The organism is Bacteroides sp. AM23-12 (genome assembly GCF_003434395.1).
GTDB lineage: Bacteria > Bacteroidota > Bacteroidia > Bacteroidales > Bacteroidaceae > Bacteroides > Bacteroides thetaiotaomicron.
The window spans coordinates 1-25715 of record NZ_QTLF01000011.1; the positions used below are offsets into that span (position 1 = coordinate 1).

At 45.4% G+C, this 25715-nt stretch carries 25 protein-coding genes and 2 tRNA genes; 5 read left to right on the forward strand and 22 right to left on the reverse strand.

Annotation, left to right across the window (positions count from 1 at the left end; all coding sequences use genetic code 11):
- The 8 genes from DW640_RS11410 to dnaN form a co-directional block, all read right to left on the reverse strand.
- Positions 1 to 157, reverse strand: a 157-nt coding sequence (locus DW640_RS11410; RefSeq protein ID WP_304466178.1) for a UpxZ family transcription anti-terminator antagonist, incomplete at its 3' end; no start/stop codon positions are given.
- 45 nt (positions 158 to 202) lie between these two features.
- Positions 203 to 775, reverse strand: coding sequence for a UpxY family transcription antiterminator (locus DW640_RS11415; RefSeq protein WP_008764923.1), 573 nt, complete (start codon positions 773 to 775; stop codon positions 203 to 205).
- A 552-nt stretch (positions 776 to 1327) separates the two neighbouring features.
- Entirely contained in the window at positions 1328 to 3034 is a 1707-nt protein-coding gene (locus tag DW640_RS11420; RefSeq protein ID WP_008764922.1) for a serine protease, read from the reverse strand.
- 1 nt (position 3035) lies between these two features.
- Positions 3036 to 3779, reverse strand: a complete 744-nt coding sequence (gene rlmB / locus DW640_RS11425; RefSeq protein WP_008762416.1) for a 23S rRNA (guanosine(2251)-2'-O)-methyltransferase RlmB — start codon at positions 3777 to 3779, stop codon at positions 3036 to 3038.
- 33 nt (positions 3780 to 3812) lie between these two features.
- Entirely contained in the window at positions 3813 to 5480 is a 1668-nt protein-coding gene (gene recN, locus DW640_RS11430; RefSeq protein ID WP_055220914.1) for a DNA repair protein RecN, read from the reverse strand.
- A 37-nt stretch (positions 5481 to 5517) separates the two neighbouring features.
- Positions 5518 to 6720 (reverse strand): bifunctional phosphopantothenoylcysteine decarboxylase/phosphopantothenate--cysteine ligase CoaBC, encoded by a 1203-nt coding sequence (coaBC, locus tag DW640_RS11435; RefSeq protein WP_117578166.1) that lies wholly within the window; start codon positions 6718 to 6720, stop codon positions 5518 to 5520.
- Positions 6720 to 7499: a 3'-5' exonuclease gene (locus tag DW640_RS11440; RefSeq protein ID WP_008762413.1), complete on the reverse strand. Its 780-nt coding sequence runs from the start codon at positions 7497 to 7499 to the stop codon at positions 6720 to 6722. Before DW640_RS11440 ends, coaBC begins: the two co-directional genes overlap by 1 nt.
- 133 nt (positions 7500 to 7632) lie before the next feature.
- Positions 7633 to 8757 carry a DNA polymerase III subunit beta gene (dnaN, locus tag DW640_RS11445; protein ID WP_008762412.1) on the reverse strand — a complete coding sequence of 375 codons (1125 nt, stop codon included), beginning with the start codon at positions 8755 to 8757 and terminating at the stop codon, positions 7633 to 7635.
- Positions 8758 to 8909: 152 nt separating this feature from the next.
- Between dnaN and DW640_RS11450 the strand changes: the two genes are divergently transcribed.
- The gene (locus DW640_RS11450; RefSeq protein WP_008764919.1) at positions 8910 to 9284 is read left to right on the forward strand and encodes a DUF3127 domain-containing protein; all 375 of its coding nucleotides are present in this window, start codon (positions 8910 to 8912) and stop codon (positions 9282 to 9284) included.
- Between the two features lie 720 nt (positions 9285 to 10004).
- Here the strand turns inward: DW640_RS11450 and DW640_RS11455 are convergent.
- The 5 genes from DW640_RS11455 to DW640_RS11475 all read right to left on the reverse strand — a co-directional run bounded on the left by DW640_RS11455 (position 10005) and on the right by DW640_RS11475 (position 15237).
- On the reverse strand, positions 10005 to 11582 hold the full coding sequence (locus DW640_RS11455) for a DUF3352 domain-containing protein (RefSeq protein ID WP_011107741.1): 1578 nt from the start codon (positions 11580 to 11582) through the stop codon (positions 10005 to 10007).
- 83 nt (positions 11583 to 11665) lie between these two features.
- Positions 11666 to 12424 (reverse strand): MBL fold metallo-hydrolase, encoded by a 759-nt coding sequence (locus tag DW640_RS11460; RefSeq protein WP_011107742.1) that lies wholly within the window; start codon positions 12422 to 12424, stop codon positions 11666 to 11668.
- Positions 12421 to 13416: a UDP-N-acetylmuramate dehydrogenase gene (gene murB / locus DW640_RS11465; protein WP_008764915.1), complete on the reverse strand. Its 996-nt coding sequence runs from the start codon at positions 13414 to 13416 to the stop codon at positions 12421 to 12423. Before murB ends, DW640_RS11460 begins: the two co-directional genes overlap by 4 nt.
- 19 nt (positions 13417 to 13435) lie before the next feature.
- On the reverse strand, positions 13436 to 14284 hold the full coding sequence (locus DW640_RS11470; RefSeq protein WP_117578168.1) for a DUF4348 domain-containing protein: 849 nt from the start codon (positions 14282 to 14284) through the stop codon (positions 13436 to 13438).
- The gene (locus DW640_RS11475; protein WP_008762406.1) at positions 14281 to 15237 is read right to left on the reverse strand and encodes an NAD-dependent epimerase/dehydratase family protein; all 957 of its coding nucleotides are present in this window, start codon (positions 15235 to 15237) and stop codon (positions 14281 to 14283) included. Before DW640_RS11475 ends, DW640_RS11470 begins: the two co-directional genes overlap by 4 nt.
- Before the next feature lie 137 nt (positions 15238 to 15374).
- Between DW640_RS11475 and kbl the strand changes: the two genes are divergently transcribed.
- Entirely contained in the window at positions 15375 to 16562 is a 1188-nt protein-coding gene (gene kbl / locus DW640_RS11480; RefSeq protein ID WP_008762405.1) for a glycine C-acetyltransferase, read from the forward strand.
- Positions 16563 to 16682: 120 nt separating this feature from the next.
- Positions 16683 to 17090 carry a DUF2721 domain-containing protein gene (locus DW640_RS11485; protein WP_008762404.1) on the forward strand — a complete coding sequence of 136 codons (408 nt, stop codon included), beginning with the start codon at positions 16683 to 16685 and terminating at the stop codon, positions 17088 to 17090.
- A 98-nt stretch (positions 17091 to 17188) separates the two neighbouring features.
- Here the strand turns inward: DW640_RS11485 and DW640_RS11490 are convergent, their stop codons facing one another.
- From DW640_RS11490 to purU, 9 genes are all read right to left on the reverse strand, one after another.
- On the reverse strand, positions 17189 to 17668 hold the full coding sequence (locus DW640_RS11490; protein WP_008762403.1) for a ferritin: 480 nt from the start codon (positions 17666 to 17668) through the stop codon (positions 17189 to 17191).
- A 121-nt stretch (positions 17669 to 17789) separates the two neighbouring features.
- Complete coding sequence (gene lysA / locus DW640_RS11495; RefSeq protein ID WP_008762402.1) at positions 17790 to 18950, reverse strand: diaminopimelate decarboxylase; 1161 nt, start codon at positions 18948 to 18950, stop codon at positions 17790 to 17792.
- A gap of 78 nt (positions 18951 to 19028) precedes the next feature.
- On the reverse strand, positions 19029 to 20348 hold the full coding sequence (locus DW640_RS11500) for an aspartate kinase (RefSeq protein ID WP_008764912.1): 1320 nt from the start codon (positions 20346 to 20348) through the stop codon (positions 19029 to 19031).
- Positions 20349 to 20361: 13 nt separating this feature from the next.
- Complete coding sequence (locus DW640_RS11505) at positions 20362 to 21087, reverse strand: cell division ATP-binding protein FtsE (protein WP_008762400.1); 726 nt, start codon at positions 21085 to 21087, stop codon at positions 20362 to 20364.
- Positions 21072 to 21683, reverse strand: coding sequence for a bifunctional phosphoribosyl-AMP cyclohydrolase/phosphoribosyl-ATP diphosphatase HisIE (hisIE, locus tag DW640_RS11510; RefSeq protein WP_008762399.1), 612 nt, complete (start codon positions 21681 to 21683; stop codon positions 21072 to 21074). Before hisIE ends, DW640_RS11505 begins: the two co-directional genes overlap by 16 nt.
- A 62-nt stretch (positions 21684 to 21745) precedes the next feature.
- Positions 21746 to 22501 (reverse strand): imidazole glycerol phosphate synthase subunit HisF, encoded by a 756-nt coding sequence (gene hisF / locus DW640_RS11515; protein WP_117578170.1) that lies wholly within the window; start codon positions 22499 to 22501, stop codon positions 21746 to 21748.
- A 107-nt stretch (positions 22502 to 22608) separates the two neighbouring features.
- Entirely contained in the window at positions 22609 to 23328 is a 720-nt protein-coding gene (hisA, locus tag DW640_RS11520; protein WP_117578172.1) for a 1-(5-phosphoribosyl)-5-[(5-phosphoribosylamino)methylideneamino]imidazole-4-carboxamide isomerase, read from the reverse strand.
- A gap of 171 nt (positions 23329 to 23499) precedes the next feature.
- Entirely contained in the window at positions 23500 to 24090 is a 591-nt protein-coding gene (hisH, locus tag DW640_RS11525; RefSeq protein WP_008762396.1) for an imidazole glycerol phosphate synthase subunit HisH, read from the reverse strand.
- Complete coding sequence (gene purU / locus DW640_RS11530) at positions 24090 to 24947, reverse strand: formyltetrahydrofolate deformylase (protein ID WP_008762395.1); 858 nt, start codon at positions 24945 to 24947, stop codon at positions 24090 to 24092. The genes hisH and purU overlap by 1 nt, the downstream gene beginning before the upstream one ends.
- Before the next feature lie 443 nt (positions 24948 to 25390).
- On the opposite strand from purU, the gene DW640_RS11535 reads away from it, so the two are divergent.
- Together DW640_RS11535 and DW640_RS11540 are read left to right on the forward strand one after the other, a co-directional pair.
- Positions 25391 to 25464, forward strand: a tRNA-Asp gene (locus DW640_RS11535).
- A 53-nt stretch (positions 25465 to 25517) separates the two neighbouring features.
- Positions 25518 to 25591, forward strand: a tRNA-Asp gene (locus DW640_RS11540).
- Positions 25592 to 25715 lie beyond the last annotated feature (124 nt).

The following is a 25715-nucleotide window of genomic DNA, read 5'->3' on the forward strand; positions in this document are numbered from 1 at the left end:
GTTGTGAATATAAATCGTTTATCTGTTTGTGGATGGATCGTTGTAAGGCGGAAAGGTCATCGGCGTATACATACCCATTTTTATCACCGATGTGAAGTAAATGATCTGCCAGATGTTGCAGTTCATCAATATTTTCTTGTAGTAAAAAACTCACCATACCCCTTTTATTCACTTAATGCTTGTTTCACTTATATTTAAACCCTTATTTCTCCAGAGGCTCTACACACCCTACTGGTATATCTACAAAAGCACATCCCAACATAGTTAGCCGGACTGCTACTTTCGATTTTCCATTTACTGTAACCAATTCTCCCTGAAGTCCGGATAATGGCCCTTTGATAACCTTAATCTTGGTTCCTGGTGACAAGGGAGTCGTACTCATATTAATCGCCTCGTCCGAATAGTCTAGCATAAATTTAAAGCGGTGCATCTGTTCATCCGGAATGACAGCAGGAGTACTTTCTCCACGCAATACCATATATCGGCTGATAGAGCCCAATGTCAAAACTTCTTTCTGTTCATACATATCGACATGCACAAATATCATCATCGGAAGAAGAACACGCTCGACTACCTTTCGACGATCACTCCATTGATGTACTTCTTGCTGAACAGGAAGGAAGTTTTCGATACCCATTTTAGATAGTCGCTCACTCGTTTTCTTCTCATGAGAAATACGTACTAAAGCCACCAACCAACGTTTAGGGTGCGCTACGCTCCTGCCAGTCACATCTGCCGGCAGAACTTCTTGAATGTCTTTTTTACTAAAAATCATCTATTTACCCCACACTTATTCGTTATTCTTTAACAAACAGAAACGAATAACGGTGCAAAGATGACCATATTTACCAATATACGCAAATAAAAAACAATAATATTTTCGTTAAACGACCATAATTAGAGGGAAATATCTGTTTGTTTCATTTTCAACACCTATTTATTATACCATTTACGAACAATGAAATATTCGATATTTTCATTACCCAGCCCCTAAAAAAGAATTAAAGACTCCACCTCTATCAGAAGATTTTACCATGAAAAGAAAAAAAATAACTATTCTGAGAAAAAAAATAAAGAAAGGATGCAGTATTCTATAAACTGCTGCATTTAACTTATAAACGGGAGAAAAAAAGAATCAAACCTATATATCATATTAAGACCTGAAACCTGAACTTGACAAGTGGGGAGAAATTAGAGAGAGAGAGTATTTTACAAACGTCCCCAAAAACGAGAACCCCTGCCGACTGTAGAAGCCGGCAGGGGTTTATTTTTACTACTAAGGAGCCCGAAAAGAAAGTAAGACGTAATTCTTTCCGAGCGCCTCCGCTTATTTACAATATTTCTTTATAAGTTCATCCACATTCGGATCACCCAGCTCTTTCGCTTTATTGAAGTTTCCGCAAGCTTCGTCCGTCTTCTTCAACTGTATCTGACAAAGACCCAACAACCGGTATGCTTCCCCATATTTCGGCTCGTCTTTCAGAATTTCATTCAGTATCTTCATGGATTCTTCGTAACGTCCTACACGCAGATTAACCACTGCATGTTCTGCCCGATAAGTCAGATCTTTGGGACTCAATTCAATCGCTTTCACGATATCATCCAATGCACGCTGATATTGGCGGGCTTTCAACGCAGCCTGCTCACGATAATAATAGAAAAGGTCATTGACCTGTCCGTTCACAGCCTTATAATAAGCATCATAATCGAGCATTGCATTTCTTGCCTGATCGTTATTCATATACATCTGTGCACGTTCCAGCAGATAAGGGGCAAAATTTGCCGTGACAGGCTGCGGACAACGAGCAATGCAACTGTCCATCAATGCCAACACTTCTTTGGCATCTGCCTTCAGCAATTCTTTCGTCTTGGCGGCACTAAAGAATGAGGCTGCTGAAGCCAGATTGCTGGCATTCACCTTCTCATAAGCGGCCAAAGCACCTGCATAGTCCTGCTGTGCAAAAAGTATATCTCCTTCCAACTGCGTATAAACGGGCAAAGGATCGATAGCCATCGCCTGACGGAGATTCTTCAAAGCCGTATCATACGTCCAGTCTTTATAAGTCGTTTCTGGTTTCGAGAGCTGATAACCGTATATCAGCTTGGCGATATTATAATACACATCATCCTTTTTAGCCGCCACCTTCAAGGCTTGATTAAAGTCGGCTACAGCCTTGTCAAAATAAGACTGGTCATCCTTACCTTTTGCTACGTAATAGTTGGCACGACGGATATATCCATCGGTACTGCTGGGGAACTGGCGAATGAAATCGTCCAGCAATTTCTCATATTCATCAGCCGACATCTGCGTGGAAGCCATAAACAGATACACCAATGCCTGATCCTCCGCTTCGGGCAATCCTTTCCGGATACCGATATTCTTCAGAGCAACGTCTCCCAAAGACAGAGCACTAATCTTCTGCGACATTGCAAAAGCTGCCCCTGCCGCATAACAAGTCGTTACCGTATCCGCACCGGAGGACTTCTGTGAAATACCGAACACCTGGCCTTCCGCATTCATCACCGGACAACTCACCATCTTGTCTTTCATCTGCATACTCAAGGTATAGTAATGGTATTCTCCGGCAATCTTCGATACATCCTTCACTTTACCCGAAACGCAGGCAATGCTCTTCTGCGTAGAATAAGGAAGCATCCATGCGTCAGCGCCTGCAGCCGGAGCAGTAGTCGCCACTACCAGTGACGGCACTTTCTTCTCGGTGATGGCCACACGAAACTTGATCACATCGTACATATCATCTGCCCCCAAAATCAGGCTGACCGGCATTTGCTTGCCTTCGGCTGTGACAATCACCGCACGCTCAGCCCCTTTGAAGAGACTGTAGTCAGAGAGAGCCAGTCCGTCTTCGGATACGAAAAATCCGTTTCCGGTATTCAGCATCTTGTCATTCTTATCATAAGTTATTACTGAGAAAACAGCACGTTTCGCCTTCTCCACCCATTTCGGGGTTTGCGCCAGACCGCTCTGTACCAAGAGGAAAAGCGCTAAAGGTAAGATTAAAAGTTTCTTCATATCAGTCGTTGTTTCTTTGTTTCACAGCTTCATAAATCAAAATACCGGCAGCTACGGAAACATTCAGAGATTCGATAGTTCCCAGCATCGGTATCTTCACCCATTCGTCACAGAGAGCCAGATGATCATATGATACACCGGTGTCCTCCGCTCCCATGATGATACACATCGGTCCCGTATAATCGGCTTTCGTATAGTCATAATCTCCTTTCTCGGTAGCGGCAACGATACGGAAACCGCTGTCCTTGAGATACTGCAAAGTCGCACGCAGATTCTGTTCACGGCAGACAGGCAATGTATGCAACGCACCTGCGGAAGTCTTCATGGCATCGGCATTCACCGATACGCTGCCACGCGCAGGAATAATCACCGCATCCACCGCGGCACATTCGCAGGTACGGGCTATCGCACCAAAGTTACGCACATCCGTTATGCCATCCAACATCACAAAAAACGGATTCTTGCCTTGCTCGAATAAGAAAGGAACGAGGTCTTCCGTCTTCTGATAGGTCACAGAGGAAATGAAGGCAACCACACCCTGATGATTCTTCCGTGTGATGCGGTTGATACGTTCCACCGGCACACGCTGAACAGGAATCAGCAATCCTTTCAATGCTGCGAAAAGCTCTTTGGAAAGATCACTTTGAATGTCTTTCTTAACGAGGATCTTATCAATCTCTTTTCCAGCCTGAATGGCCTCTATGACGGCACGGACGCCGAAAATCATTTCACTTTTATCGGTCATTGTAATTTTGAATTATAAATTTTGAATTATGGATTATGAAGTACGGGCCAACAGGGCCTTCGCATTGCTGAGGGCAGCCTCGGTCAATGTGGCTCCGCTCAGCATGTGAGCGATCTCCTCTACCCGTTCTTCATCGGTGAGACGGCGGATATGGCTGTTCGTTTCCGTATCGCTGTCCTTCTTATATACTTTATAATGAGCACGCCCGCGAGCTGCGATCTGAGGCAGATGTGTGATACTGATCACCTGACGGTTGCAGTCACCCATTTCCTGCATCATATCCGCCATACGGTCGGCTATTTCACCGGAAACTCCGGTATCGATCTCATCAAATACAATCGTAGGCAGTTTCACCGCACCGGCGATCATCGCTTTGATAGAAAGCATCACACGCGCGATTTCACCTCCGGAAGCAACGGAAGATATGCTTTGCAACGTTCCGTTCTTGTTGGCGGAGAACAGGAAGTTGACAGTATCCTCCCCCTGTATGCCCGGTTCTTTCTTCAACCCCATTTCCACTTGGAAGCGGACGTTGGGCATACCCAGCGGGACCAGCCGTTCAGCCAGTTGTTTCTCCACTTCACGGGCGGCTGCCGCACGGGCTTTTGTCAGCACGGCAGCTTGCTTCTTCACCCGTTCATACTGGGCTTCCTTGCGGGCAGTCAGTTCGGCTATGCGATCATCATAAGAGGTGATCTCGGACAACTTACTGCGATATTGGTCTGCCAAGGCCATCAATTCTTCAAGTGTCTGTACCCGATGCTTCTGTTGCAGGGAGTAAATCAGATTCAGACGATCGTTCACTTCGTCCAGACGGGTAGGATTAAACTCGATGGATTCTCCCTGCGCTGAGACTTCCTGCGAAATATCTTTCAGTTCGATGTAGGCACTTTCCATGCGGTCGCTCAGTTCTCCGGCAGGCTGATACACCTTTTTCAGATTATTCAGCGTATTCAGATTATCTTTCAGGAAAGAAAGCAGTCCGCCTTCGTCCGAGAAAAAAGACTGTTCGATACGATAAAGCCCCGCTTTGATCTCCTCGGCATGACTCAGAGTTTCCGCCTCCTGCTCCAGTTCGCTCTGCTCCCCTTCCACCAGATGAGCTTCCTCCAGTTGTTCCAGCTGGAAACGAAGATAGTCCTCATCCGTCCGGCTTTGCTCGGCAAGTGCCGTCAGCTCGGACAATTCACGGTCGAGCAGCTTCCATTCATTATACAGTAAATGATACTTCTCCAGCGCATCATCGTTATGAGCCAGAATATCGAGTACATTCAGTTGGAAACCTTCTTTATTGAGCAAAAGATTCTGATGCTGCGAATGTACATCGATCAGTTGTTCGCCCAATTCCTTCACCTGTGCCAGCGAAGCAGGCGTATCATTAATGAATGCGCGGCTTTTGCCGGACGCCTGCACTTCGCGCCGCAGGATACATTCCTCGTCGTCGTATTCCAGTTCGTTCTCTTCAAAAAACGGGCGCATACCGTAAGCCGAGATATCAAAACGTGCTTCGATAATACATTTAGAAGCTCCACGACGAATCGCTTTCACATCGGCACGCTGTCCGAGCAGCAGACCGATGGCTCCCAGAATAATCGATTTTCCGGCCCCCGTCTCGCCTGTGATGACCGAGAAGCCTGTTTCAAAACCGATATCCAGTTTTTCTATCAATGCGTAATTCTGAATATAAAGTGAACGTAACACCTTCTGTAAATTAAAAATTAAACCTAAAAAATAAAGATCAGTGAGTCAAGACGGCAATCAGATGGTTGATGATGTCTTGCGCTACTTCCTGTTTGGGCTTCAGAGGATAATCCTCGCGACCTTTGCGATCAATAATGCTAATCTTGTTTGTATCGTGACGGAAGCCGGCTCCCGCATCATTCAGAGAGTTGAGGACGATAAAGTCAAAGTTTTTACGTTCGAGCTTTCCTTCGGCATTCTGCTGTTCGTTATTTGTTTCGAGGGCAAACCCCACTAACAGTTGATTGTCTTCTTTGATCTTTCCCAGACTTGCAGCAATGTCCTGCGTAGCCTGAAGATGCAAGGTCAGTTCTTCTTCCTTCTCCCGTTTGATCTTTTTGCCGGCCACCGTTTCCGGGCGGAAATCGGCGACTGCCGCACAAAGAACCCCCACGTCGGAAGTCGGGAAACAGGTTTGCGCTGCCTCATACATTTCCTGAGCAGATTCCACATCTATCCGGTGGATACGCGAATGCTGCGTTTTCAGTTGCACCGGTCCGGCGATCAACGTCACCTCTGCCCCACGACGGGCACATTCTTCCGCCAAAGCAAATCCCATCTTACCGGAAGAATAATTGCCGATAAAACGGACCGGATCGATCTTTTCGTAAGTCGGTCCGGCAGTTATCATAATTTTCCTTCCCTGAAGTTCGGCACTCGCAGAGAAAAACTCGTCCAGCACTCGGATAATGTTTTCCGGTTCTTCCATACGCCCTTTGCCGACCAGATGGCTGGCAAGTTCACCCGTTGCGGGCTCAATGATGCGGTTGCCATAGGAACGCAATATATCCAGATTCTTCTGTGTAGAAGGATGTGCATACATATCGAGGTCCATAGCCGGTGCAATGAATACCGGAGCTTTGGCCGAAAGATAAGTGGTTATCAGCATATTGTCTGCTATCCCGTTCGCCATCTTTCCGATGGTGGAGGCGGTAGCGGGTGCGATCAGCATGGCATCCGCCCACAGACCCAAGTCCACATGGCTGTTCCACGTACCGTCCCGTTGGGCAAAAAACTCGCTGATGACCGGCTTACTGGTCAAAGCCGAAAGAGTGATGGGAGTAATAAATTCTTTTCCCGCCGGAGTAATGACCACCTGCACTTCCGCTCCCTGCTTTATCAGTCCGCGGATAATGTAACAAGCCTTATAAGCAGCGATGCTACCGGTTATTCCAAGAATTATCTTTTTTCCTTTTAGCATTATTTTGTAATCAAATTACTCATTTCACGCAGACGGATTTTAGTCAGCACCGCCTTGGTATTCAACGTGAAATCACTGTTTAAAATCCAGCTGTAGTATCCGGGGTCTTTCTTCAGTACCTCGGCTACAGACATTCCTTTATATTTTCCGAAATTAAATACTTCCACACCATTGTCGTCATACACCATCCGGCCGGCAAAGTCCACATTCTTAGTGAAACTTGAATATTCTGCCAGGAAGGCGATGTCGTTCTGAAGATCCGGATAGCGGTCGAGCTGTGCTTTCAGCACCTCATAAGTGGCACGTGTATCGGCCTCGGCCGTATGGGCGTCTTCCAGACTCTTTTCGCAATAGAACTTATAGGCAGCCGAAAGGGTACGTTGCTCCATCTTGTGGAAAATCACCTGTACATCGACAAACTTGCGCTTCGTCATATCGATATCTACACCGGCACGAAGAAATTCCTCTGCCAATACCGGAATATCGAAGCGATTAGAGTTGAATCCTGCCAAATCGCAGCCTTCAATGTCACGGGCCACATTCTTTGCCACCTCCTTGAAAGTCGGACAGTCCGCTACATCGGCATCATAAATGCCATGTACGGCAGAAGAAGCTTCAGGAATATGCATTTCGGGATTGATACGCATTGTTTTCGTTTCCTCATTCCCGTTAGGATATACTTTCAGATAGCAAATTTCAACGATCCGGTCTGTGTTGATATTGGTTCCCGTTGTCTCCAGATCGAAGAACACAATCGGGTTTTTCAAATTTAATTTCATTTCTTTCTTTAATGGATAATGGATAATGGAGAATTGATAATGGATAGGAAACATAAAAAATGGATAACTCCTGACCACTGACAGCGCAGCTCATTATCCATTATCCATTCTCAATTATCCATTAAATAATTAATTAATCGTTCAGCATCATCGGCATCAGCAGCATCAGCAAGTCTTCATTTTCTTCCTGTTCTACCGGCACAATGACTCCGGCACGCGACGGGTCGGCAAGCTCGATTACCACTTCATCGGCCGAAATATTGTTCAGGATATCGATGAGGAAAGTAGACTTGAATCCGATGCTCATAGCGGCACCCGAATATTGGCAAACTTGTGTTTCTTCGGCAGAAGTGGAGAAATCGATGTCCTGTGCGGAAATCACAATCTGATTCTCCTGCATACGCAGTTTGATCAAACTGCTTGCCTGCGAAGAGAAGATAGACACGCGGCGCAAAGCTCCGATCAGTTGCTGACGGTCTACAGTCACTTTATGAGGGTTGTTCTGCGGAATTACCGAGTTGTAGTTCGGATAGCGTCCTTCGATCAGACGGCAGACCATGCGGTAGCTTTCCAGCATAAACACAGCGTTGCGTTCGTCAAATTCGATGGTTACTGTTCCCTGTTCTTTCGGAAGCAGGTTTTTCAGCAATGTAGCGGGCTTCTTCGGAAGGATGAACGCGGCACGTTCGTTTCCTTTGGCAGCCAGCGTTTTGCAACGTACCAGCTTATGACCGTCCGATGCCACCATCGTGATGTCTTCTGTTGTAATATCGAAATATATACCGTTCATTACCGGACGGAGTTCGTCGTCGGCAGTTGCGAATACCGAACGGTTGATGCCACCCAGCAGTACACCTGCTTCCATCTCCACGCGGACTGCATTTTCGCCCAGCACAGCCGACTGCGGAAATTCGTCAGCATTCTGTCCCATCAGACTATATTTTCCGTTCTGATACTGCACGGTGATTTCATAATTGTCCGTGTTGACGTAAAATGTCAACGGTTGTTCCGGAATTTCTTTCAGTGCATCAAGCAATGTTTTCGCTACTACGGCAAAACGCCCGTTTGTATCGCTTTCATTTACCTCAACGGTTGTCACCATGGTCGTTTCACTGTCAGAAACAGTCACAGACAATGTTCCGTCTTCCAATTCGAAGAGAAAACAATCGAGAATAGGCAGCGCATTCTTTGAGTTAATTACACGACTGATAGCCTGTAAATGGCTGGAAAGAGCAGTACTTGAAACGATAAATTTCATATATTTTCGAGTATTTAAGTTTTGAATTATATATCGCACAAAGTTACGAAAAAAGATTCGTGCTGCCCAAGAAAACGAAAGAAAAAACAAGCATTGTGTGAGGGATATTCCTAAAAAATTGTAACTTCGCCGCAGAATTTAAAATTATCGCAATGGAATTTACAGGAAAAATCATCGCTATCCTCCCTCCGAGAGGTGGAGTTTCAAAGACTAGCGGCAACGAGTGGAAATCACAAGAGTTCGTAATCGAAAACCATGACCAATATCCGCGCAAAATGTGTTTCGACGTATTTGGCGCCGACAAAATCGAACAGTTCAACATTCAGATGGGCGAAGAACTGACCGTATCATTCGACGTTGACGCCCGTCAGTGGAACGACCGCTGGTTCAACAGTATCCGTGCATGGAAAGTTGAACGTGTAGGCGCAGGTGCTCCTATGGCTCCGGGTGCCCCCGTTCCTCCCCCGGCTCCGTCTGCTACCCCGGATTTCACGATGGGTGACGCAAAAGACGACCTGCCGTTCTAAGAATTAAAAACAATCTGCATAAAAAACTCCCGATGGAACTATTTCTGCCGGGAGTTTTTTTTATGACTGTCCCCTGCAGTAACCAGACACCGAGCTGAAGTGAATTCACCTCGGGGCCAATGCGGATTCAGCAGCGAGGCGAAAAGGACTGAGCAGCGAGGCGAAAGGAATTGAGCAGCGAGACGAAGGAGATTGGACAGCGAGACGGAAAAGCCCCCATGAAGGTATGCCAAAAGTCAATAGTAACTAAACTCTCCTCCTTCAGGAAGGAGGAGTACCCGTAGGGGGAGGTGGTAGGTGAATACATAATCCTGTCATTTACAAAGAAATAGGAACAAACATTATTTCTCCTACCACCTCGGTCTTCGACCACTCCTCCTTCCCGAAGGAGGAGAATAGAGATAGAATCGACTTTTTAGTCACCCCCATTCGAGATGGAATCGATTTTTTAGCCCCCACTTTAGTTCTTTTGACACCCCTTCATGAATTCTCTCAAAGGCATCTTACGGAATGGAATAAAAAGTGAATCAGCGGCGGCAAAATTCTCTATTTTTTTTCTTATTAATTCTATTTCTTTAGAATAGAATTATATACTCTTCTCTACTCTACTGGTTTCCATTCGGTTTTCGCGCCCTGCCAGAAGGCGTTTCAGAGCTTTTAGTTTCACAAATTAAGAGTTGTTTTTCCCCTCTATTTTTCGCCTGTTTTTTTCATCGAATTCTATTCGGATTTATACTTCAAAACAATGTTGGGATAAACCACCCCGTCCGCACAAGTAAACTGCGCAAAAAGAATGAAATTACGGAAAAATTCGGAGTTGCGGAGAAAGAATTCCGGCACATAATGAACCTGATGTCCGGACTGTTCGAGTACGTGTCCAAAGTCCGCCATCAACATGAAATGATACGAATCGGACAATCCGTCCGTCCCCGCCCGATAAGCCAAAGCGCCGTCAAGCACTTCGTCATTATCCAGCTGGCGGATATATCGTGACAAACTATCTTCATCGGGGGCAAGCAGTAAACGTCCGCCATAAAATGTAGCGAAAACATGCAAGGACGGCTCTACAAAACTGGTTAGTTGCGTAAACAACGTTGTTTGAGGCAACCTGTACACAGGGTATGCTTTAGAGGGAGTATAACAAAAAGTTATACGTGAATTCCGGCCTGTTCCTTCCTCTGCCGGAGCCGTATTTACCAAAGAGCGCAACATCCTTTCCGCCTCAGCCACATCCATCACCGAGAGACTTAAAACAGCCGCAGGCCCCATCAGAGAGTCTTCCCGCTGGAAAAGACAAGCCACCAAATCCTGCCCCGTATTCTCTGCCAGATAACGTGACAATTCCCGATCCCGATTCAGCACTTCACTCGTTCTGCCTGCCGTCGCATATTCCTGCGTACCGCCATAGGAAAGCAGGGATGCCCAGTCCGTAATGCCCTGTTTACTGAAATAAAAAGCAGTGGAAGGCAGTGTCTCGCCCGGAAATCCTTTGACAGATTCCTGCTGGCGGATTACATTTATAAAGTTAAAACAAGTATCTACATAATGGCTGACTCCGGAGAAATAAATGAAATCATCCTTCAGCTTCATATCAAACTCCGTCCATCCCATCATTCCTGCCAGACGAGTGTAGACGGTAGCAACAGTCGGACTTTTCTTCGGCGCCCGCACTTCTTTAAAAGCAGAGTCGGCAGCCAGCGACTTGCCGGTTTTGCGGATATCTATCACCTCCTCTATCAGCTTTTTCTGACAACTGAGCACCAGAAAGTCTTCCGTCAGATAGCAGGCGAGAAAATCACCGTCCGCCATCGGATAGATAATGATATCTTCACCCTTATAATCGAATGTTTTCGGAGGATAGCCCGACGAAACATATTTCTGCACAAAACGGTCGATCAGCGCACGGTCTCCATTCCCCAACCGGCAGTAAAGCACCTGATTACGATCATTGTCCGGCTCATGGAAACTGATCAGCATCTGATTCATTTGCCTGCTCAGACCGTGAGGAGCATCTTCGAGAAGAGAATAAAGATATTGTTTCAGATAAGAAAAGAGTTTGGAAACATAAAGATACTGGTGATCCCGACTACAGGTCAGCTCATCCACTTCCATTACAAATTCGGCTACATCTTCCGTCGCAAACACTGCTGAAACAGAGGACGGAACCAAGGTATAGAGATCAAAATCTTTCTGATCTTCGGCAGCCGACAACCTAAAAAAAGAGTACAACGCAAAACCTGAGCACAAAAGTACAACAGAAGAAGTGATCGCTATTTTCACTATCGTACGAAGTTTCATAATATTTGCTGTTTATCGGCTAGGGGCAAAAATAATAATTTCTACAAAGAAAACAAAACTTTTGCTAAAAAAATCACCAATAATCAGAAAATGATTTCCATTCCGTCATATGTAAGGTGAATATTTTCAGGAAGCTCCTTCTCTACCTTCTTGTGCAGCCCCATATCATGACTCATGTGGATGAAGTATGTCTCCTTTGCCCGAATACGTTCTGCCACCTTCAATGCCTCCTCCAGATTCTGGTGAGTAGGATGAGGAGCGATACGAAGCGCATTCATAATCAGAACATCTATCCCTTCCAATTGTTCATACGATTCTTCGGGCATGGTCAGCATATCCGTGATATACCCCAGCCTGCCGATACGGTAGCCCAAAATCGGCAGCCGACCATGCATCACCCGCAAAGGCACCACTTCCGTATGGTGGATGGAAAAGGCGTGCCCGACCTCAATTTCCTGCAAGGGAATATCAGGAACACCGGGATAACGGTGATCGACAAAACAATAAGGCATCCGCAAACGCAATGCGCGTGCCACATATTCTTCGGCATAGATAGGAACCGCCCCGAAGCGGCAAAACGGACGCAAATCATCCAGCCCGCCCACGTGGTCATAATGTTCGTGCGTAATGAGCACACCGTCTATCTTCTCAAAAGGAAGGTGTAACACCTGCGCCCGAAAATCGGGCCCGCAGTCTATAAGTATCCGCGCATCTTCCGTCTCAACGATCGCAGACGCACGCAGACGATTATCTTTCGGATCGGCAGAAGTGCAGACCGGACAGGTACATCCAATCTGAGGAACTCCCGTCGATGTTCCGCTTCCAAGTATTCTTACTTTCATTTTCCAACCAAATTTACTTCCGGATGAATGTCTATGCCGAATTTCGCACGAACAGAAGCCCGCACTGCATCCGAAAGCGCAAGGACGTCGCTGCCTTTCGCTCCGCCCCGATTGACGAGCACCAAGGCCTGTTTGTCATGCACTGCCGCCGGACCTAATGCTTTTCCTTTCCAGCCGCACTGATCAATCATCCATCCTGCCGGAATCTTCACTCGTCCGTCATTCAGTTCGTAGAAGGGGATTCGGGGAAATTCCTGCTGCAAGGCTTCCAGTTTTTCGCGCGGAACGATGGGATTCATAAAGAAACTGCCGGCATTTCCCATCACTTTCGGGTCGGGCAATTTGCTTTCACGGATATCGATAATCACTTTCCGGAGGATCGGCAAGGTCAGTTCGGGATATTTTTCGAGCTCCTGACGGATGGTGCCGTAATCTAATGTATACCGTTCTTCCTTACTGAGCCGGAAGCAGACATAGGTCACAAATACGGATTTATTCTCCGGGCGTTTGAAAATGCTGTCGCGATAGGCATAGCCACATTCATCTACAGCATAAACACGCTCCTCACCGTGAATGTTCACTGTTTCGACAGAGGTGATCAGGTCTTTCACTTCCACGCCATAGGCACCGATATTCTGCACGGCACTCGCTCCCACTTCACCGGGAATAAGGGAGAGATTTTCCGTTCCATACCAGCCATGCTCTACGCAATAGCCTACAAAGTCATCCCAGACCACGCCTGCTCCTACCCGTACGGCTACACTCCGTTCGTCCTCTTCCGTCACCTCGATCCCTTCGATGCGGGAATGTAAGACCAGCCCTTCATAGTCTTTGACAAAAAGCAGGTTGCTTCCGCCGCCTATATGCAAAAAAGGTGTCGTAAGGGCACCTTGAGCTATCAATGTCTTCAGTTCTTCTACCGAAGCATATTCCTGAAACCGTTCGGCATAGACATCAATGCCGAACGTATTGTGTGATAAAAGAGAATACATATCTTCCGTTTTTTCGTTGCTAAATACTGGTATCTTCAAACTTATACAGTTGCCATTCGCCTGCTTTCCGCCTGAAATATAGAATATTAGAGAAGCCGTTTCCGATTCCTTTCAAGGCGAGAATCTTTGTCGGCGAGTTATCATCATTCCGCTGTCCGTAATTGATATTCGAAAGGCGGTCTGTAGGCAATGCCGGCTTGAAAGCAAACCACTGGTTCAAATCAAGAGAAGTCTCCAGAATAGAGAAGTCATCGTCCGGATCTGAGGTGACAAAAGCCAGAGGCTCCTGCACACGCCGGCTTTGAAAAAGGCTGTCGGCAGCAAAATGACTGAGAAACTCCACAAAGTCTTCATTTTCATTCCGCTCAACAGGGCGCAGATTGATAGCCTCCAGTATCCATGCCCCTTTGATACGCTCAAAATAATACTTTTTCACCATTCGGGTTTTCACGAATATCCATTCCACCTGAACGGAGGTCAGTGAGGTGTCCCCCACCAAATCCATGTCTTCTTCTTTATCAAACAGGAGCGTATAATAATGCTGTTTGGTAAATAAGTCATCATGCTTCCAGTTGCGTTCTTCGATATTGGTTTTCTCATCTCCCTTGTAATAGGGCAACGGAAACTTGACACGCTGACGCTGCAAGGCATCATCGGAAGCAAAATTATAGATAAAATCGTCGAAAGATTCGTCCGCTTCTGTAGGTTTGGGCTCTTCCGGCAATTCCTCCTGATGGATCGAATCGGCTTTGTGCCGGATAGAATCCACCTCTTGAGTGATAGATGCAAAGGGGTCGATGTTCGTTTTCTTGTTTCCACAGGAACCAAGGATAGTGAGCACCAGAACCCCCGCAATTAGTTTTTTCATTTTTTCAGTTTCTCTCTTAGCTTTTCAAGCATATCCACCGTCATGCTTTCCAGATCGTAAGCCGGCTTCCACCCCCACTCCTCGCGGGCGCAAGTGTCATCCAGACTATCGGGCCAGCTGTCGGCTATGCGCTGCTTCAAAGGATCTACATCATAGATCATCTCGAACGCGGGCACATGCTTCTTGATGGCATGGAAAATCGTCTCAGGGTCGAAACTCATAGAGGCGATATTGAAAGCGTTGCGGTGTATCAGCTTGGTCGGATCTGCTTCCATCAGCATGATTGCTGCGTTCAGCGCGTCCGGCATATACATCATATCCATTAAAGTGCCTTCTTTGATAGGGCACACAAATTTTTCTCCTCTTACTGCCGAATAATAAATATCGACAGCATAATCGGTGGTTCCTCCTCCCGGAGGGGTCACGTTCGAAATGATGCCCGGGAAACGGACAGCACGTGTGTCAACACCGTATTTGTTAAAATAGTAGTCACTCAGCAACTCTGTCGTTACCTTGGTGACTCCATACATAGTACGGGGACGCTGGATAGTATCCTGTGGTGTCTGTGTATGAGGCGTGCTTGCACCGAACGATCCGATAGAACTGGGGGTAAATACCGCACATCCCTGCTCACGCGCCACTTCCAAAACATTCCACAGTCCGTCAATACCAATTTTCCAGGCTAGCTTCGGCTTGGACTCAGCCACCACCGATAGCAGTGCAGCCAAATTATATATGGTATCAATGTGGTATTCCTTCACCACCGATTCAATCATTTCACCATTCGTTACATCGACAACTGCCGACGGTCCCGACTCTTTTAACTCTCCTTTGGGCTCTGCACCCTGGATGTAACCTGCTACTACGTTTGTGTTTCCATAACGCCTGCGTAACTCCATCGTCAACTCGGATCCTATTTGTCCGGTGGCTCCAATAATCAAAATGTGTTTCATTTTTCCTTTTAAATAAAAGTGTTAAGCTAAATAGTGCGCAAAGTAAGCACTTTTTTTTCAGATTTAAATCAAAAAGATATTGTTTATTCCAAGAAAAATCGTGTCCTTTGCACCATTAACTTAATCACTCAAACATTATGTACGGTAAAATGAAAGAACACCTCAGCCAGACACTGGCTGAAATTAAGGAAGCCGGACTTTACAAAGAAGAACGACTGATCGAAAGTGCGCAGCAAGCTGCCATCACTGTAAAAGGAAAAGAAGTGCTGAATTTCTGCGCCAACAACTATCTGGGACTGTCCAATCACCCCCGTCTGATTAAAGCTTCTCAAGAAATGATGGAGCGCCGTGGATTTGGTATGTCATCTGTCCGCTTCATCTGCGGAACGCAAGATATACATAAGGAACTGGAAGCTGCTATCTCTGATTATTTCCAGACAGAAGACACCATTCTGTATGCAGCCTGTTTCGACGCCAACGGAGGTGTGTTCGAACCGCTTTTCAGCGAAGAAGACGCCATCATCTCGGACTCTCTGAACCATGCTTCTATCATCGACGGCGTACGTCTTTGCAAAGCGAAACGCTATCGCTATGCCAACGCGGATATGAAGGATCTGGAAAGATGCTTGCAAGAAGCTCAGGCACAACGTTTCCGTATCGTTGTTACCGACGGTGTATTCTCTATGGACGGAAATGTAGCACCTATGGATCAGATCTGTGACCTGGCCGAGAAATATGATGCACTCGTAATGGTGGACGAATCGCACTCTGCAGGTGTGGTTGGCGCTACGGGCCACGGCGTCAGCGAACTGTACAAGACTTACGGACGCGTAGACATCTATACGGGAACACTGGGCAAGGCTTTCGGAGGCGCATTGGGAGGATTTACCACCGGCCGCAAGGAGATCATCGACTTACTGCGTCAGCGCAGCCGTCCTTATCTGTTCTCCAACTCGTTGGCTCCGGGTATCATCGGTGCAAGTCTCGAAGTATTCAAGATGCTGAAAGAAAGCAATGCGCTGCATGACAAGCTGGTAGAGAATGTAAACTATTTCCGTGACCAAATGACAGCTGCCGGATTTGACATCAAACCGACACAAAGTGCCATCTGCGCCGTTATGTTGTATGATGCCAAACTCTCTCAGATTTATGCCGCACGCATGCAGGAAGAAGGCATTTATGTGACGGGATTCTATTATCCGGTCGTTCCGAAAGAACAGGCACGTATCCGTGTACAAATCTCTGCCGGACACGAGAAAGCACACCTCGACAAATGTATCGCTGCTTTTATTAAGGTTGGCAAAGAACTGGGAACCTTGAAATAAGTAATAAGTAATAGGTAATAGGTAATAATCGTAGCTGCCGGTAGCTTTACCCGCATGACCTATTACTTATTACCTATTACTTATTACCTATTATTTATTACCTATTACCTATTTTTCAAGATGGAAGAACTTACGCTCACTACTCCTGCTTTGCTTTTTTCGGCTGTTTCGCTGATTTTGCTGGCTTATACCAATCGTTTTTTATCGTATGCGCAGCTGGTGCGACAGTTGCGGGACCGCTATATGGAAAATCCTACGGATATCACGGTAGCACAAATCGAGAATTTGAGGAAACGGTTGAATCTGACACGCACGATGCAGGGACTGGGGATAGCAAGCCTCTTTTTCTGTGTAGTCAGTATGTTTCTTATTTACATCGGACTGCAGTTGTTATCGGTTTATGTATTCGGACTGGCATTGATACTGTTAATCGCTTCTTTGGGTGTATCCTTCCGCGAAATACAGATTTCTACCCGCTCGCTGGAGATTTATCTGGGAGCTATGGAAAAAGGAAAGATAAAGAAATAGCCCGGCAGGGAAGTTGATAAGTAAGATAAAAAAAGAAGCTGTCTGAATATAAACCCAAACAGCTTCTCTTATATAATTTTCTATTTTTCAGATCATTATCAGCGTTGTCCCAGTTGTGAATCAACAAAGAAAATACCGGTATCACCAGCTTTCTTGATTTTATCCACAATTCCCTGTGCAGTAGCTTCTTCTTCTACCTGTTCGCGGACAAATCCCCACAAGAAATCCTGAGTAGCTTTATCTTTTTCAGCAGCAGCCACATCTACCAGCTTGTCTACCAATGCAGATACATGGCATTCGTGTTTGTAAACGTGTTCAAACACTTCCAGCGGAGTACCCCAGCCATTGGGAACCACATCAATCTTGTCAACTATAGCAGTTCCGCCACGTTTGATGATGTAATCGGCCATTGCATAAGCATGTCCCATTTCTTCCTGAGATTGTTTCTTCATCCAATGTGCAAAGCCACTGAAACCTTCTTTCTCAAAGTAGAAAGACATTGCCAGATACAGGTTAGAAGACCACATTTCAGCAGTGATCTGCTCATTGATTGCTTTCTGTAATTTTTCTGAAATCATAATCGTATATTTTTATTAAGTTGTTAATGTAGTTTTCTTTTGAACTCATTACAAAAATAACAAGATTTCAGTTAAAATTGTTCCAAGCTCCCTGCATTTTTAAACTACATTCACATTTTATTTACACCAGCTCGTCCGAAGTGTATCCTTTCGGCAGTTCACGACAGTTGTATCCGGATGCCATAATCTCACCGTAGGCACCTGCGGAACGAAGTGCAATCAGGTCCCCCCGCTTCACTTTGTTCAGGTCAATCGCTTTACCGAAAACGTCTGATGATTCACAGATCGGACCTACTACGTCATAAGCCTCTACAGGTTCTTCCGAAGTAATGTTTTCCATCTTGTGGTAAGCCTGATACAAAGCCGGACGAATCAGGTCTGTCATACCTGCATCGAGGATGGCAAATTTCTTCTTCGTTCCCTGCTTTACATACAGCACTTTCGATATCAGAGAGCCGCACTGTCCTACCACCGCACGTCCCAATTCAAAGTGCAATGTCTGATAAGGACGCAGTTTCAGCTGTCCGGCATAGGTAGCAAAATAGCTTTTGAAGTCCGGAACGGACTGGCGGTTCGGATGACCGTAGTCAATGCCCAGACCACCACCGACATTGATATGCTCTACCAGAATACGGCGGGCTTCGAGCTTGTCCTGCAATTCATTCACCCGGTTACAAAGAGCGATGAAATCGCCCATATCCAATATCTGTGAACCGATATGGAAGTGCAGACCGATGAATTTTACATTCTTCATTTCCAAAGCCACATCGATCACCCTGTCCATGTCCTGCATACTGATACCGAATTTGTTTTCAGCCAGACCGGTGGTGATATTGGCGTGCGTATGCGCCCCGACATCCGGATTGATACGGAAAGCGACATTAGCGATCTTATTTTGAGCGGCAGCCAGTTCGTTGATGACTTCCAGTTCGGGGATAGACTCTACATTGAAACAGAAGATGCCATATTCCAGTCCGAGGTTGATCTCCCAATCCGCTTTCCCGACTCCGGCAAAAACGATTTTATTGGCAGGGAATCCGGCACGGACAGCGGCACGGATTTCTCCGCCACTCACGCAGTCTGCTCCCATTCCGCTTTCACGGATAATGGTAAGTACTTTCGGATTGGCATTCGCCTTCACGGCATAATGTACGGAATAGCTAGGATATTTGGCAACCTCTTGGTTAATAGCCGACAATGTATCACGCAGCACTTTCGTATCATAATAATAGAAAGGTGTCTGCAAAGTACGGAATTTATCGATTGGAAATATTCCTTTCATAATTCAAGAAACTTGTTTAGTTAGTTAAAAAGAGCGCTTTTATCAGTATCAATAAAAGCGCTCGTATTATTTGTGGAATTATTTGTTGTTGAAAAGCATATCGCTCAGCGACTGCAACGCCGTCTTCTTATCGCAATCCCGGATAAGGAAGGAAATGTTGTAGTTACTTCCTCCAAAGGAAATCATTCGCACAGGTATGTCCCGCATCGCATCAAGCGCTTTAGCTTCGAAACCGACATTCTCCCATTCCAGGTCACCTACTACACAGATAATACACATATCCTTGTCAACAGTGACAGTACCGTATTTTTTCAGGTCGTCCAGAATCTCGTTCAGATGCTTGGTGTTGTCTATTGTAACAGATACACCGACCTCTGAGGTACAGATCATGTCAATAGAAGTCTGATAGCTTTCAAAAATCTCGAATACTTTACGCAGGAAACCATGAGCAAGCAACATACGGCTTGATTTGATCTTGATAGCTGTAATATTGTTTTTGGCAGCTACGGCTTTAATCTTACCTTTCTCCGTGTCATTAGAAATTAGTGTTCCGGGAGCATCCGGGTCCATTGTATTCAGCAGACGTACAGGTATATTGGCATATTTAGCAGGCTGGATGCAAGTCGGGTGCAGGATTTTTGCACCGAAGTAAGCCAGCTCGGCTGCTTCTTCGAAATGCAGCTGACGAACCGGAGCTGTCTTGTCCACAATGCGCGGGTCGTTATTGTGCATACCGTCGATGTCCGTCCATATCTGGATTTCGGAAGCCTTTACGGCAGCACCGATCAAGGATGCGGTGTAATCGCTGCCACCACGCTGCAGGTTGTCTATCTCACCGTAAGCATTGCGGCAGATGAAACCTTGTGTGATGTAAATCTCCATATCCGGATACAGTTCCAGTTGTGTCTGCAGTTTCTCCTTAATATATACAGGGTCCGGTTCCGCGTTCTTGTCAGTACGCATGAATTCCAAAGCCGGAAGCAATACGGACTTCACACCGCATTCCTGCAGGTAGAAGTTGACCATAGCCGTAGAAATAAGCTCTCCCTGTGCCAAAACCACTTTCTCTTCGAACAAAGTGAAAAGGTCTTTAGTATAGGAGCGGATGTAGTCGAAGTGAGACTTGATGACTTCCAGACCTTTCTGTTTATATTCCTGAGTTGCAAAAAGCTCATCAACGTGCTGTTTATATTTTGATTCCAGCTTATTGATAATCTCGTTGGCACCCTCCGGATTCTTCTTATACAGATAGTCCGAAATTTCCACCAATGTATTTGTTGTTCCTGACATTGCAGAAAGGACAACAATCTTCTGTTCACCATCGGTAATCAATTTGGCTACTTCCTTCATCCGCTGAGCAGAACCCACGGAAGTTCCTCCAAACTTTAAAACTTTCATTTTCGTTACTGTTTTAGTTATCTATATTTAAATCTATTTCTATTGTTCTCTGTCTGGGCATGTATTCATCTGTCACATCCGTTATACGATGTTCGGAACAGCGGTATACACTGCCGGGATATTCTTTCAGCAATTGCAGATTGTGCGTCGTCATCACTACGGACGAACCGGATTCGCAGATGTTGTGCAACAATTCAACGATGGACTTGCCTGTTTCCACATCCAGATTTCCGGTCGGCTCGTCTGCCAGGATAATAGCCGGAGAATTGAGCACGGCACGTGCGATCACGATGCGTTGCTGTTCGCCGCCGGAAAGTTCGTTGGGGAGTTTATAGCCCTTGTTGGACATTCCCACGAGGTCGAGCACTTCCTCTATTCTTTCCTGAATTTCCCGTTTGTTCTTCCAGCCAGTGGCACGAAGCACAAATTCCAGATTGTTGTAAACGGTACGGTCCGTCAGCAGCTGAAAGTCCTGAAACACAATTCCCAGCTTTCTTCTCAACTGAGGGATATGCTTGCGTTTGATTGAACGCATATTATAGCCCAGCACTTCCGCTTCGCCGTCGATTACGTCCAGTTCGCCGTAAAAGGTTTTGAGCAGGCTCGTTTTCCCCGAACCTACCTTCCCGATCAGATAGACGAACTCTCCTTTGTGCAATTCCAGATTGACATCGCTCAGTACACAGAGTTCCTGTTGATGGATTTCTACGTTTTTATATTGAATTAATGCTTCTTCCATGTACTGCTATGTCTTTCCTGCAATTCGCGTGCAAGGTCTTCGATCCGATAGCCTTTTGAAGTTAATAATACAATCATGTGATAAATCAGGTCGGCTCCTTCATAGATCAGACGTTCGTTTGTTCCATTCGTAGCTTCGATCACTGTTTCGACAGCTTCCTCACCTACTTTCTGAGCGATCTTGTTGATTCCGGATTCGAACAGGCTGGTGGTGTAAGAACCTTGGGGCATTTCTTCGTGACGTTTGTCAATGAAATCCTGCAATGCTTTCAGGAACATAACCGGTTCTTCGTTTTTCTCACCCCAGCAAGTATCTGTGCCTGTATGACAAACAGGACCTGCCGGATCTGCCTGGATCAACAGGGTATCGTTGTCACAATCCGCTTTGATAGATACCACATGAAGGAAGTTGCCGCTTTCTTCTCCTTTCGTCCAAAGACGATTTTTGGTACGGCTGAAGAAAGTTACTTTTCCGGTTTCCACCGTTTTATCATAGGCTTCCTTATTCATAAAGCCCAGCATCAAGACTTTGCGTGTCTCGTTGTCCTGTATGATAGCCGGAACAAGTCCGTTCATCTTATCGAAATCCAATTCCATCTTATATTAAGTTCTAATTACTATTTCAATTTACTATACCGTTTGTGTGAGCCCATGCCGCCTCACCCTCTGATGGTTATTCCTTCGCCGCAAAGATACGATTTTAATTCGGGAATTTTAATTTCTCCGAAATGAAAAACGCTGGCAGCCAACGCCGCATCTGCTTTTCCTACTAAAAAAGCATCACGGAAGTGTTCTTTCAGCCCTGCCCCACCCGAAGCGATCACGGGAATAGAGAGTTGATCGGCCAAGGAAGCAAGCGCCTCGTTCGCATAACCGGTCTTCACCCCATCATGGTTCATGCTCGTAAACAGGATTTCGCCTGCTCCACGCTCCTGAGCCTCTTTGGTCCATGCCAGCAATTCTTTATCGGTTTCGATACGCCCGCCGTTCAGATAACACTTCCAGCTGTTTTCTGTTTGCTTGGCATCTACTGCCAGAACACAAACCTGAGAACCGAAGTTCTTGGCAATGTCATCAATCAGCTGAGGGTTGCGAATGGCGGAAGAATTGATCGAGATCTTATCCGCTCCGGCATTCAGCAGGCGATCTACATCGCTCAATTCATTGATGCCACCGCCCACGGTAAACGGGATATTGATATTGGCAGCAATCCGCTTTACCAGTTCCGTGAAAGTCTTACGTCCTTCATGACTTGCGGTAATATCCAGAAACACAAGTTCATCTGCTCCTTGTTCGCTGTAAGCCCGCCCCAGCTCTACCGGATCACCGGCCTGGCGCAAATTGACAAAGTTCGTTCCTTTTACGGTCTGTCCGTCTTTTATATCCAGACAGGGTATGATTCTTTTTGCTAACACAATTCTATCTTATTTACTATTTGACAATTTAGATTCTACTAATCCGAGAACCTGCTTCCTTATTTTTCATTATAACAGGGTTCTTCCTTTCATTTTAGCACTCCTGATTATAAAAATATACGCAAATCTTTCAACGTTATATGCCCTTCGTACAATGCTTTACCGAAGATGACTCCGGGAACTCCGGCTTCATTCAAGGCGATTATGTCATCCACATTGCTCACTCCGCCACTAGCCATCAGGTAGAGATTCGGAAACTTCTCCAGCATTTCTTTATACAAATCTATAGAAGGACCTTTCAGCATTCCATCACAACTAATATCAGTACAAATAACTTTCTGAATACCTTTATTTATATAGTCTTCGAGAAATGGGAAAAGCTCACAGGCGCTTTCGTCTTTCCAGCCGTTTACAGCAATCTTATGTTCCTTGACGTCTGCTCCGAGGATTATTTTCTCACTGCCATATACTTCCAGCCAATGGCAGAACAGCTCCGGATCTTTCACGGCAACGCTTCCGCCTGTCACCATCTGAGCACCGCTTTCAAAAGCTATTTTCAAATCTTCGTCACTCTTTACTCCACCGCCAAAATCTACTATTAAAGAGGTACACGTAGCAATCTGCTCCAATACCCGATGATTGACTACGTGGTGAGAAGCGGCTCCGTCCAGATCTACCACATGAAGCCTGCGAACCCCGTTCGCTTCAAACTCCCTGGCTACTTCCACCGGATTTTCGTTATAGACCTTCTTACTATCGTAATCTCCCTGAGAAAGGCGTACACATTTCCCGTCAATAATATCAATGGCTGGAATAATTTCTATCATCTGTTTATATACAATTTGATCATTTACGATTTACTATTTTAGCTGTTCACTCCATCTTCTTATACCTGTCCTTTTCTTCTTCTCCGAAAAGACGGAAATAGTTTATTATAAACGATGACCGAGTTTATTATAAACTATAGCGGAGTTTATTATAAACTGTTGCAACGTTTATTAGAGATCCAGAAAGTTCCTCAGAATCCTTTCACCTGTCTTCCCGCTTTTCTCCGGATGGAACTGGGTGGCATAAAAGTTATCTTTATGCAATGCCGCGCTGAACGGATGGATATAATCGGTTTCAGCAGCAGTGAAGTCACAAACCGGCACATAGAAACTGTGTACAAAGTAGACAAACTCTTCTTCGGTGAATCCTTCGAACAGTTTGCTGTTTGTCTTACCAATCGTATTCCAGCCCATATGCGGCACTTTATCTTCATGCTTCTGCGGAACAAAACGCTTCACGTCTACATCAAAGATATTCAGGCAGTCCACCCCACCTTCTTCAGAATGCCGGCACATCAGCTGCATACCGAGGCAAATTCCGAACACAGGCTGACGCAGATTCTTGATCAGTTCGTCGAGCCCTGTTGCTTTCAGGTGATTCATGGTAGTTCCCGCCTCTCCTACTCCGGGGAAAATCACTTTATCGGCAGATTGAAGTATTTCTTTATCGGCAGTAATCACTGCTTCTACTCCCAACCGCTTCAGAGCATAGTCCACAGAACGGATATTCCCGGCATTGTATTTTACAACTGCTACTTTCATCAGCTAAATATTACTGTTTTATTTTTATAAGCCAAAATCTTACGTTCGATATGCTTTTGTACCGCACGCGAAAGAACAATTTTTTCCAGGTCCTTTCCTTTATTTACAAGATCTTCTATAGAGTCCTTATGTGTAATGCGTACTACATCCTGCTCGATGATCGGACCTGCATCCAGCTCAGTCGTCACATAATGGCTGGTCGCACCGATAATTTTCACTCCACGCTGGAATGCGGCATGATAAGGTTTTGCCCCCACAAATGCCGGTAGGAAGGAATGATGGATATTGATAATCTTATTTGGATACGCATTGATCATCTGTTCGGAAATCACTTGCATATAACGTGCCAACACGATGAATGTAATTTTATGTTTGGCAAGCAATTCCATTTCTTTGCGTTCCTGTTCTTCTTTGGTCTCCTTGGTGATGGGGAACAAATAGAAAGGAATACCGAAACGCTCTGCCACGTGCTGCAAGTCCGGATGGTTGCTTATAATAAGAGGTATCTCCACGTTCCACTCTCCTGCCGTGTAGCGAGCCAACATATCGAACAGGCAATGAGACATTTTAGAAACGAATATAGCCATACGCGGTTTCACATCCGAGAAATAAAGACGGAAATCCATTTCATACTTCTGCCCATATAGCGTTCTGAAATAATCTTCAATCTTTTCCTGCGGAACCAGAAAATCTTTCAATTCCCATTCTATACGCATGAAGAAGATGTTCTCCACATGGTCTACATACTGATCCAGATAGATAATATTTCCTTTGTTTACCGTAATAAAGTCTGTCACTTCCGCGAGGATTCCCGGTTTGTCGGGACAGTGCAATAACAGTTTGGCTGTAGTCATCATTCTTTTTACTAATTTACTATTCCGGGCGGAAATTCTTCCACCTATCTAATTTTAGTGCGCAAAAATAACGATTTATTGCAAAACTACGAATTATTCAAGCAGAAAGTTGATATAAAAACGGTGATTTCTTACAGATAGAAAGATATCCAAGACTATTTCCAAAGAAGAAGATGACAAACTTCAGGATAGTGACACTATCGCCTCCGGATAATGACACTATCCCATCGTGATAGTGTCACTATGACGACCGGATAGTGTCACCATCCTGACTGAAGAAAAAACTAATATTTTTTTTCATTATAAAAGTACTCAAAATGAGACACTAAGCTTTTTTCTTGCTTTTTATTGGAAAAAAGTTTCATCAAAACATTTGCAGATTTACAAAAAACAACTACCTTTGCACCCGCAATCGAGAGAGATGCAGATTAACAAAATGAAATTCTGGTTCGGTAGTTCAGTTGGTTAGAATACATGCCTGTCACGCATGGGGTCGCGGGTTCGAGTCCCGTCCGGACCGCTTCTTTTAAGTAAGAAGCAAAGAGAAATAAAATGAATTAGTCTTTAATATTTGGTGCGTTAGTTCAGTTGGTTAGAATACATGCCTGTCACGCATGGGGTCACGGGTTCGAGTCCCGTACGCACCGCTTCTTAAGAAAGTAAAAAAGTCTTTGATTACATTGATAATCAAAGACTTTTTTTTTATGCATTACACGAAACCAAGATCGCTAACAGCTACAGTCTACGACTAAGACTGACGGATATCTTAAA

What these genes read in the sequence shown, in the direction of transcription:
- hisA (WP_117578172.1), bottom strand. Translation starts at nt 23,328, where the DNA reads ATGATAGAAATTATTCCAGCCATTGATATTATTGACGGGAAATGTGTA.
- DW640_RS11450 (WP_008764919.1), top strand. Translation starts at nt 8,910, where the DNA reads ATGGAATTTACAGGAAAAATCATCGCTATCCTCCCTCCGAGAGGTGGA.
- DW640_RS11485 (WP_008762404.1), top strand. Translation starts at nt 16,683, where the DNA reads ATGGAAGAACTTACGCTCACTACTCCTGCTTTGCTTTTTTCGGCTGTT.
- murB (WP_008764915.1), bottom strand. Translation starts at nt 13,416, where the DNA reads ATGTATTCTCTTTTATCACACAATACGTTCGGCATTGATGTCTATGCC.
- hisIE (WP_008762399.1), bottom strand. Translation starts at nt 21,683, where the DNA reads ATGGAATTGGATTTCGATAAGATGAACGGACTTGTTCCGGCTATCATA.
- hisH (WP_008762396.1), bottom strand. Translation starts at nt 24,090, where the DNA reads ATGAAAGTAGCAGTTGTAAAATACAATGCCGGGAATATCCGTTCTGTG.
- DW640_RS11505 (WP_008762400.1), bottom strand. Translation starts at nt 21,087, where the DNA reads ATGGAAGAAGCATTAATTCAATATAAAAACGTAGAAATCCATCAACAG.
- DW640_RS11475 (WP_008762406.1), bottom strand. Translation starts at nt 15,237, where the DNA reads ATGAAACACATTTTGATTATTGGAGCCACCGGACAAATAGGATCCGAG.
- DW640_RS11460 (WP_011107742.1), bottom strand. Translation starts at nt 12,424, where the DNA reads ATGAAAGTAAGAATACTTGGAAGCGGAACATCGACGGGAGTTCCTCAG.
- DW640_RS11415 (WP_008764923.1), bottom strand. Translation starts at nt 775, where the DNA reads ATGATTTTTAGTAAAAAAGACATTCAAGAAGTTCTGCCGGCAGATGTG.
- DW640_RS11420 (WP_008764922.1), bottom strand. Translation starts at nt 3,034, where the DNA reads ATGAAGAAACTTTTAATCTTACCTTTAGCGCTTTTCCTCTTGGTACAG.
- DW640_RS11500 (WP_008764912.1), bottom strand. Translation starts at nt 20,348, where the DNA reads ATGAAAGTTTTAAAGTTTGGAGGAACTTCCGTGGGTTCTGCTCAGCGG.
- dnaN (WP_008762412.1), bottom strand. Translation starts at nt 8,757, where the DNA reads ATGAAATTTATCGTTTCAAGTACTGCTCTTTCCAGCCATTTACAGGCT.
- DW640_RS11440 (WP_008762413.1), bottom strand. Translation starts at nt 7,499, where the DNA reads ATGAAATTAAATTTGAAAAACCCGATTGTGTTCTTCGATCTGGAGACA.
- DW640_RS11455 (WP_011107741.1), bottom strand. Translation starts at nt 11,582, where the DNA reads ATGAAACTTCGTACGATAGTGAAAATAGCGATCACTTCTTCTGTTGTA.
- rlmB (WP_008762416.1), bottom strand. Translation starts at nt 3,779, where the DNA reads ATGACCGATAAAAGTGAAATGATTTTCGGCGTCCGTGCCGTCATAGAG.
- kbl (WP_008762405.1), top strand. Translation starts at nt 15,375, where the DNA reads ATGTACGGTAAAATGAAAGAACACCTCAGCCAGACACTGGCTGAAATT.
- DW640_RS11490 (WP_008762403.1), bottom strand. Translation starts at nt 17,668, where the DNA reads ATGATTTCAGAAAAATTACAGAAAGCAATCAATGAGCAGATCACTGCT.
- coaBC (WP_117578166.1), bottom strand. Translation starts at nt 6,720, where the DNA reads ATGCTAAAAGGAAAAAAGATAATTCTTGGAATAACCGGTAGCATCGCT.
- purU (WP_008762395.1), bottom strand. Translation starts at nt 24,947, where the DNA reads ATGATGACTACAGCCAAACTGTTATTGCACTGTCCCGACAAACCGGGA.
- lysA (WP_008762402.1), bottom strand. Translation starts at nt 18,950, where the DNA reads ATGAAAGGAATATTTCCAATCGATAAATTCCGTACTTTGCAGACACCT.
- DW640_RS11470 (WP_117578168.1), bottom strand. Translation starts at nt 14,284, where the DNA reads ATGAAAAAACTAATTGCGGGGGTTCTGGTGCTCACTATCCTTGGTTCC.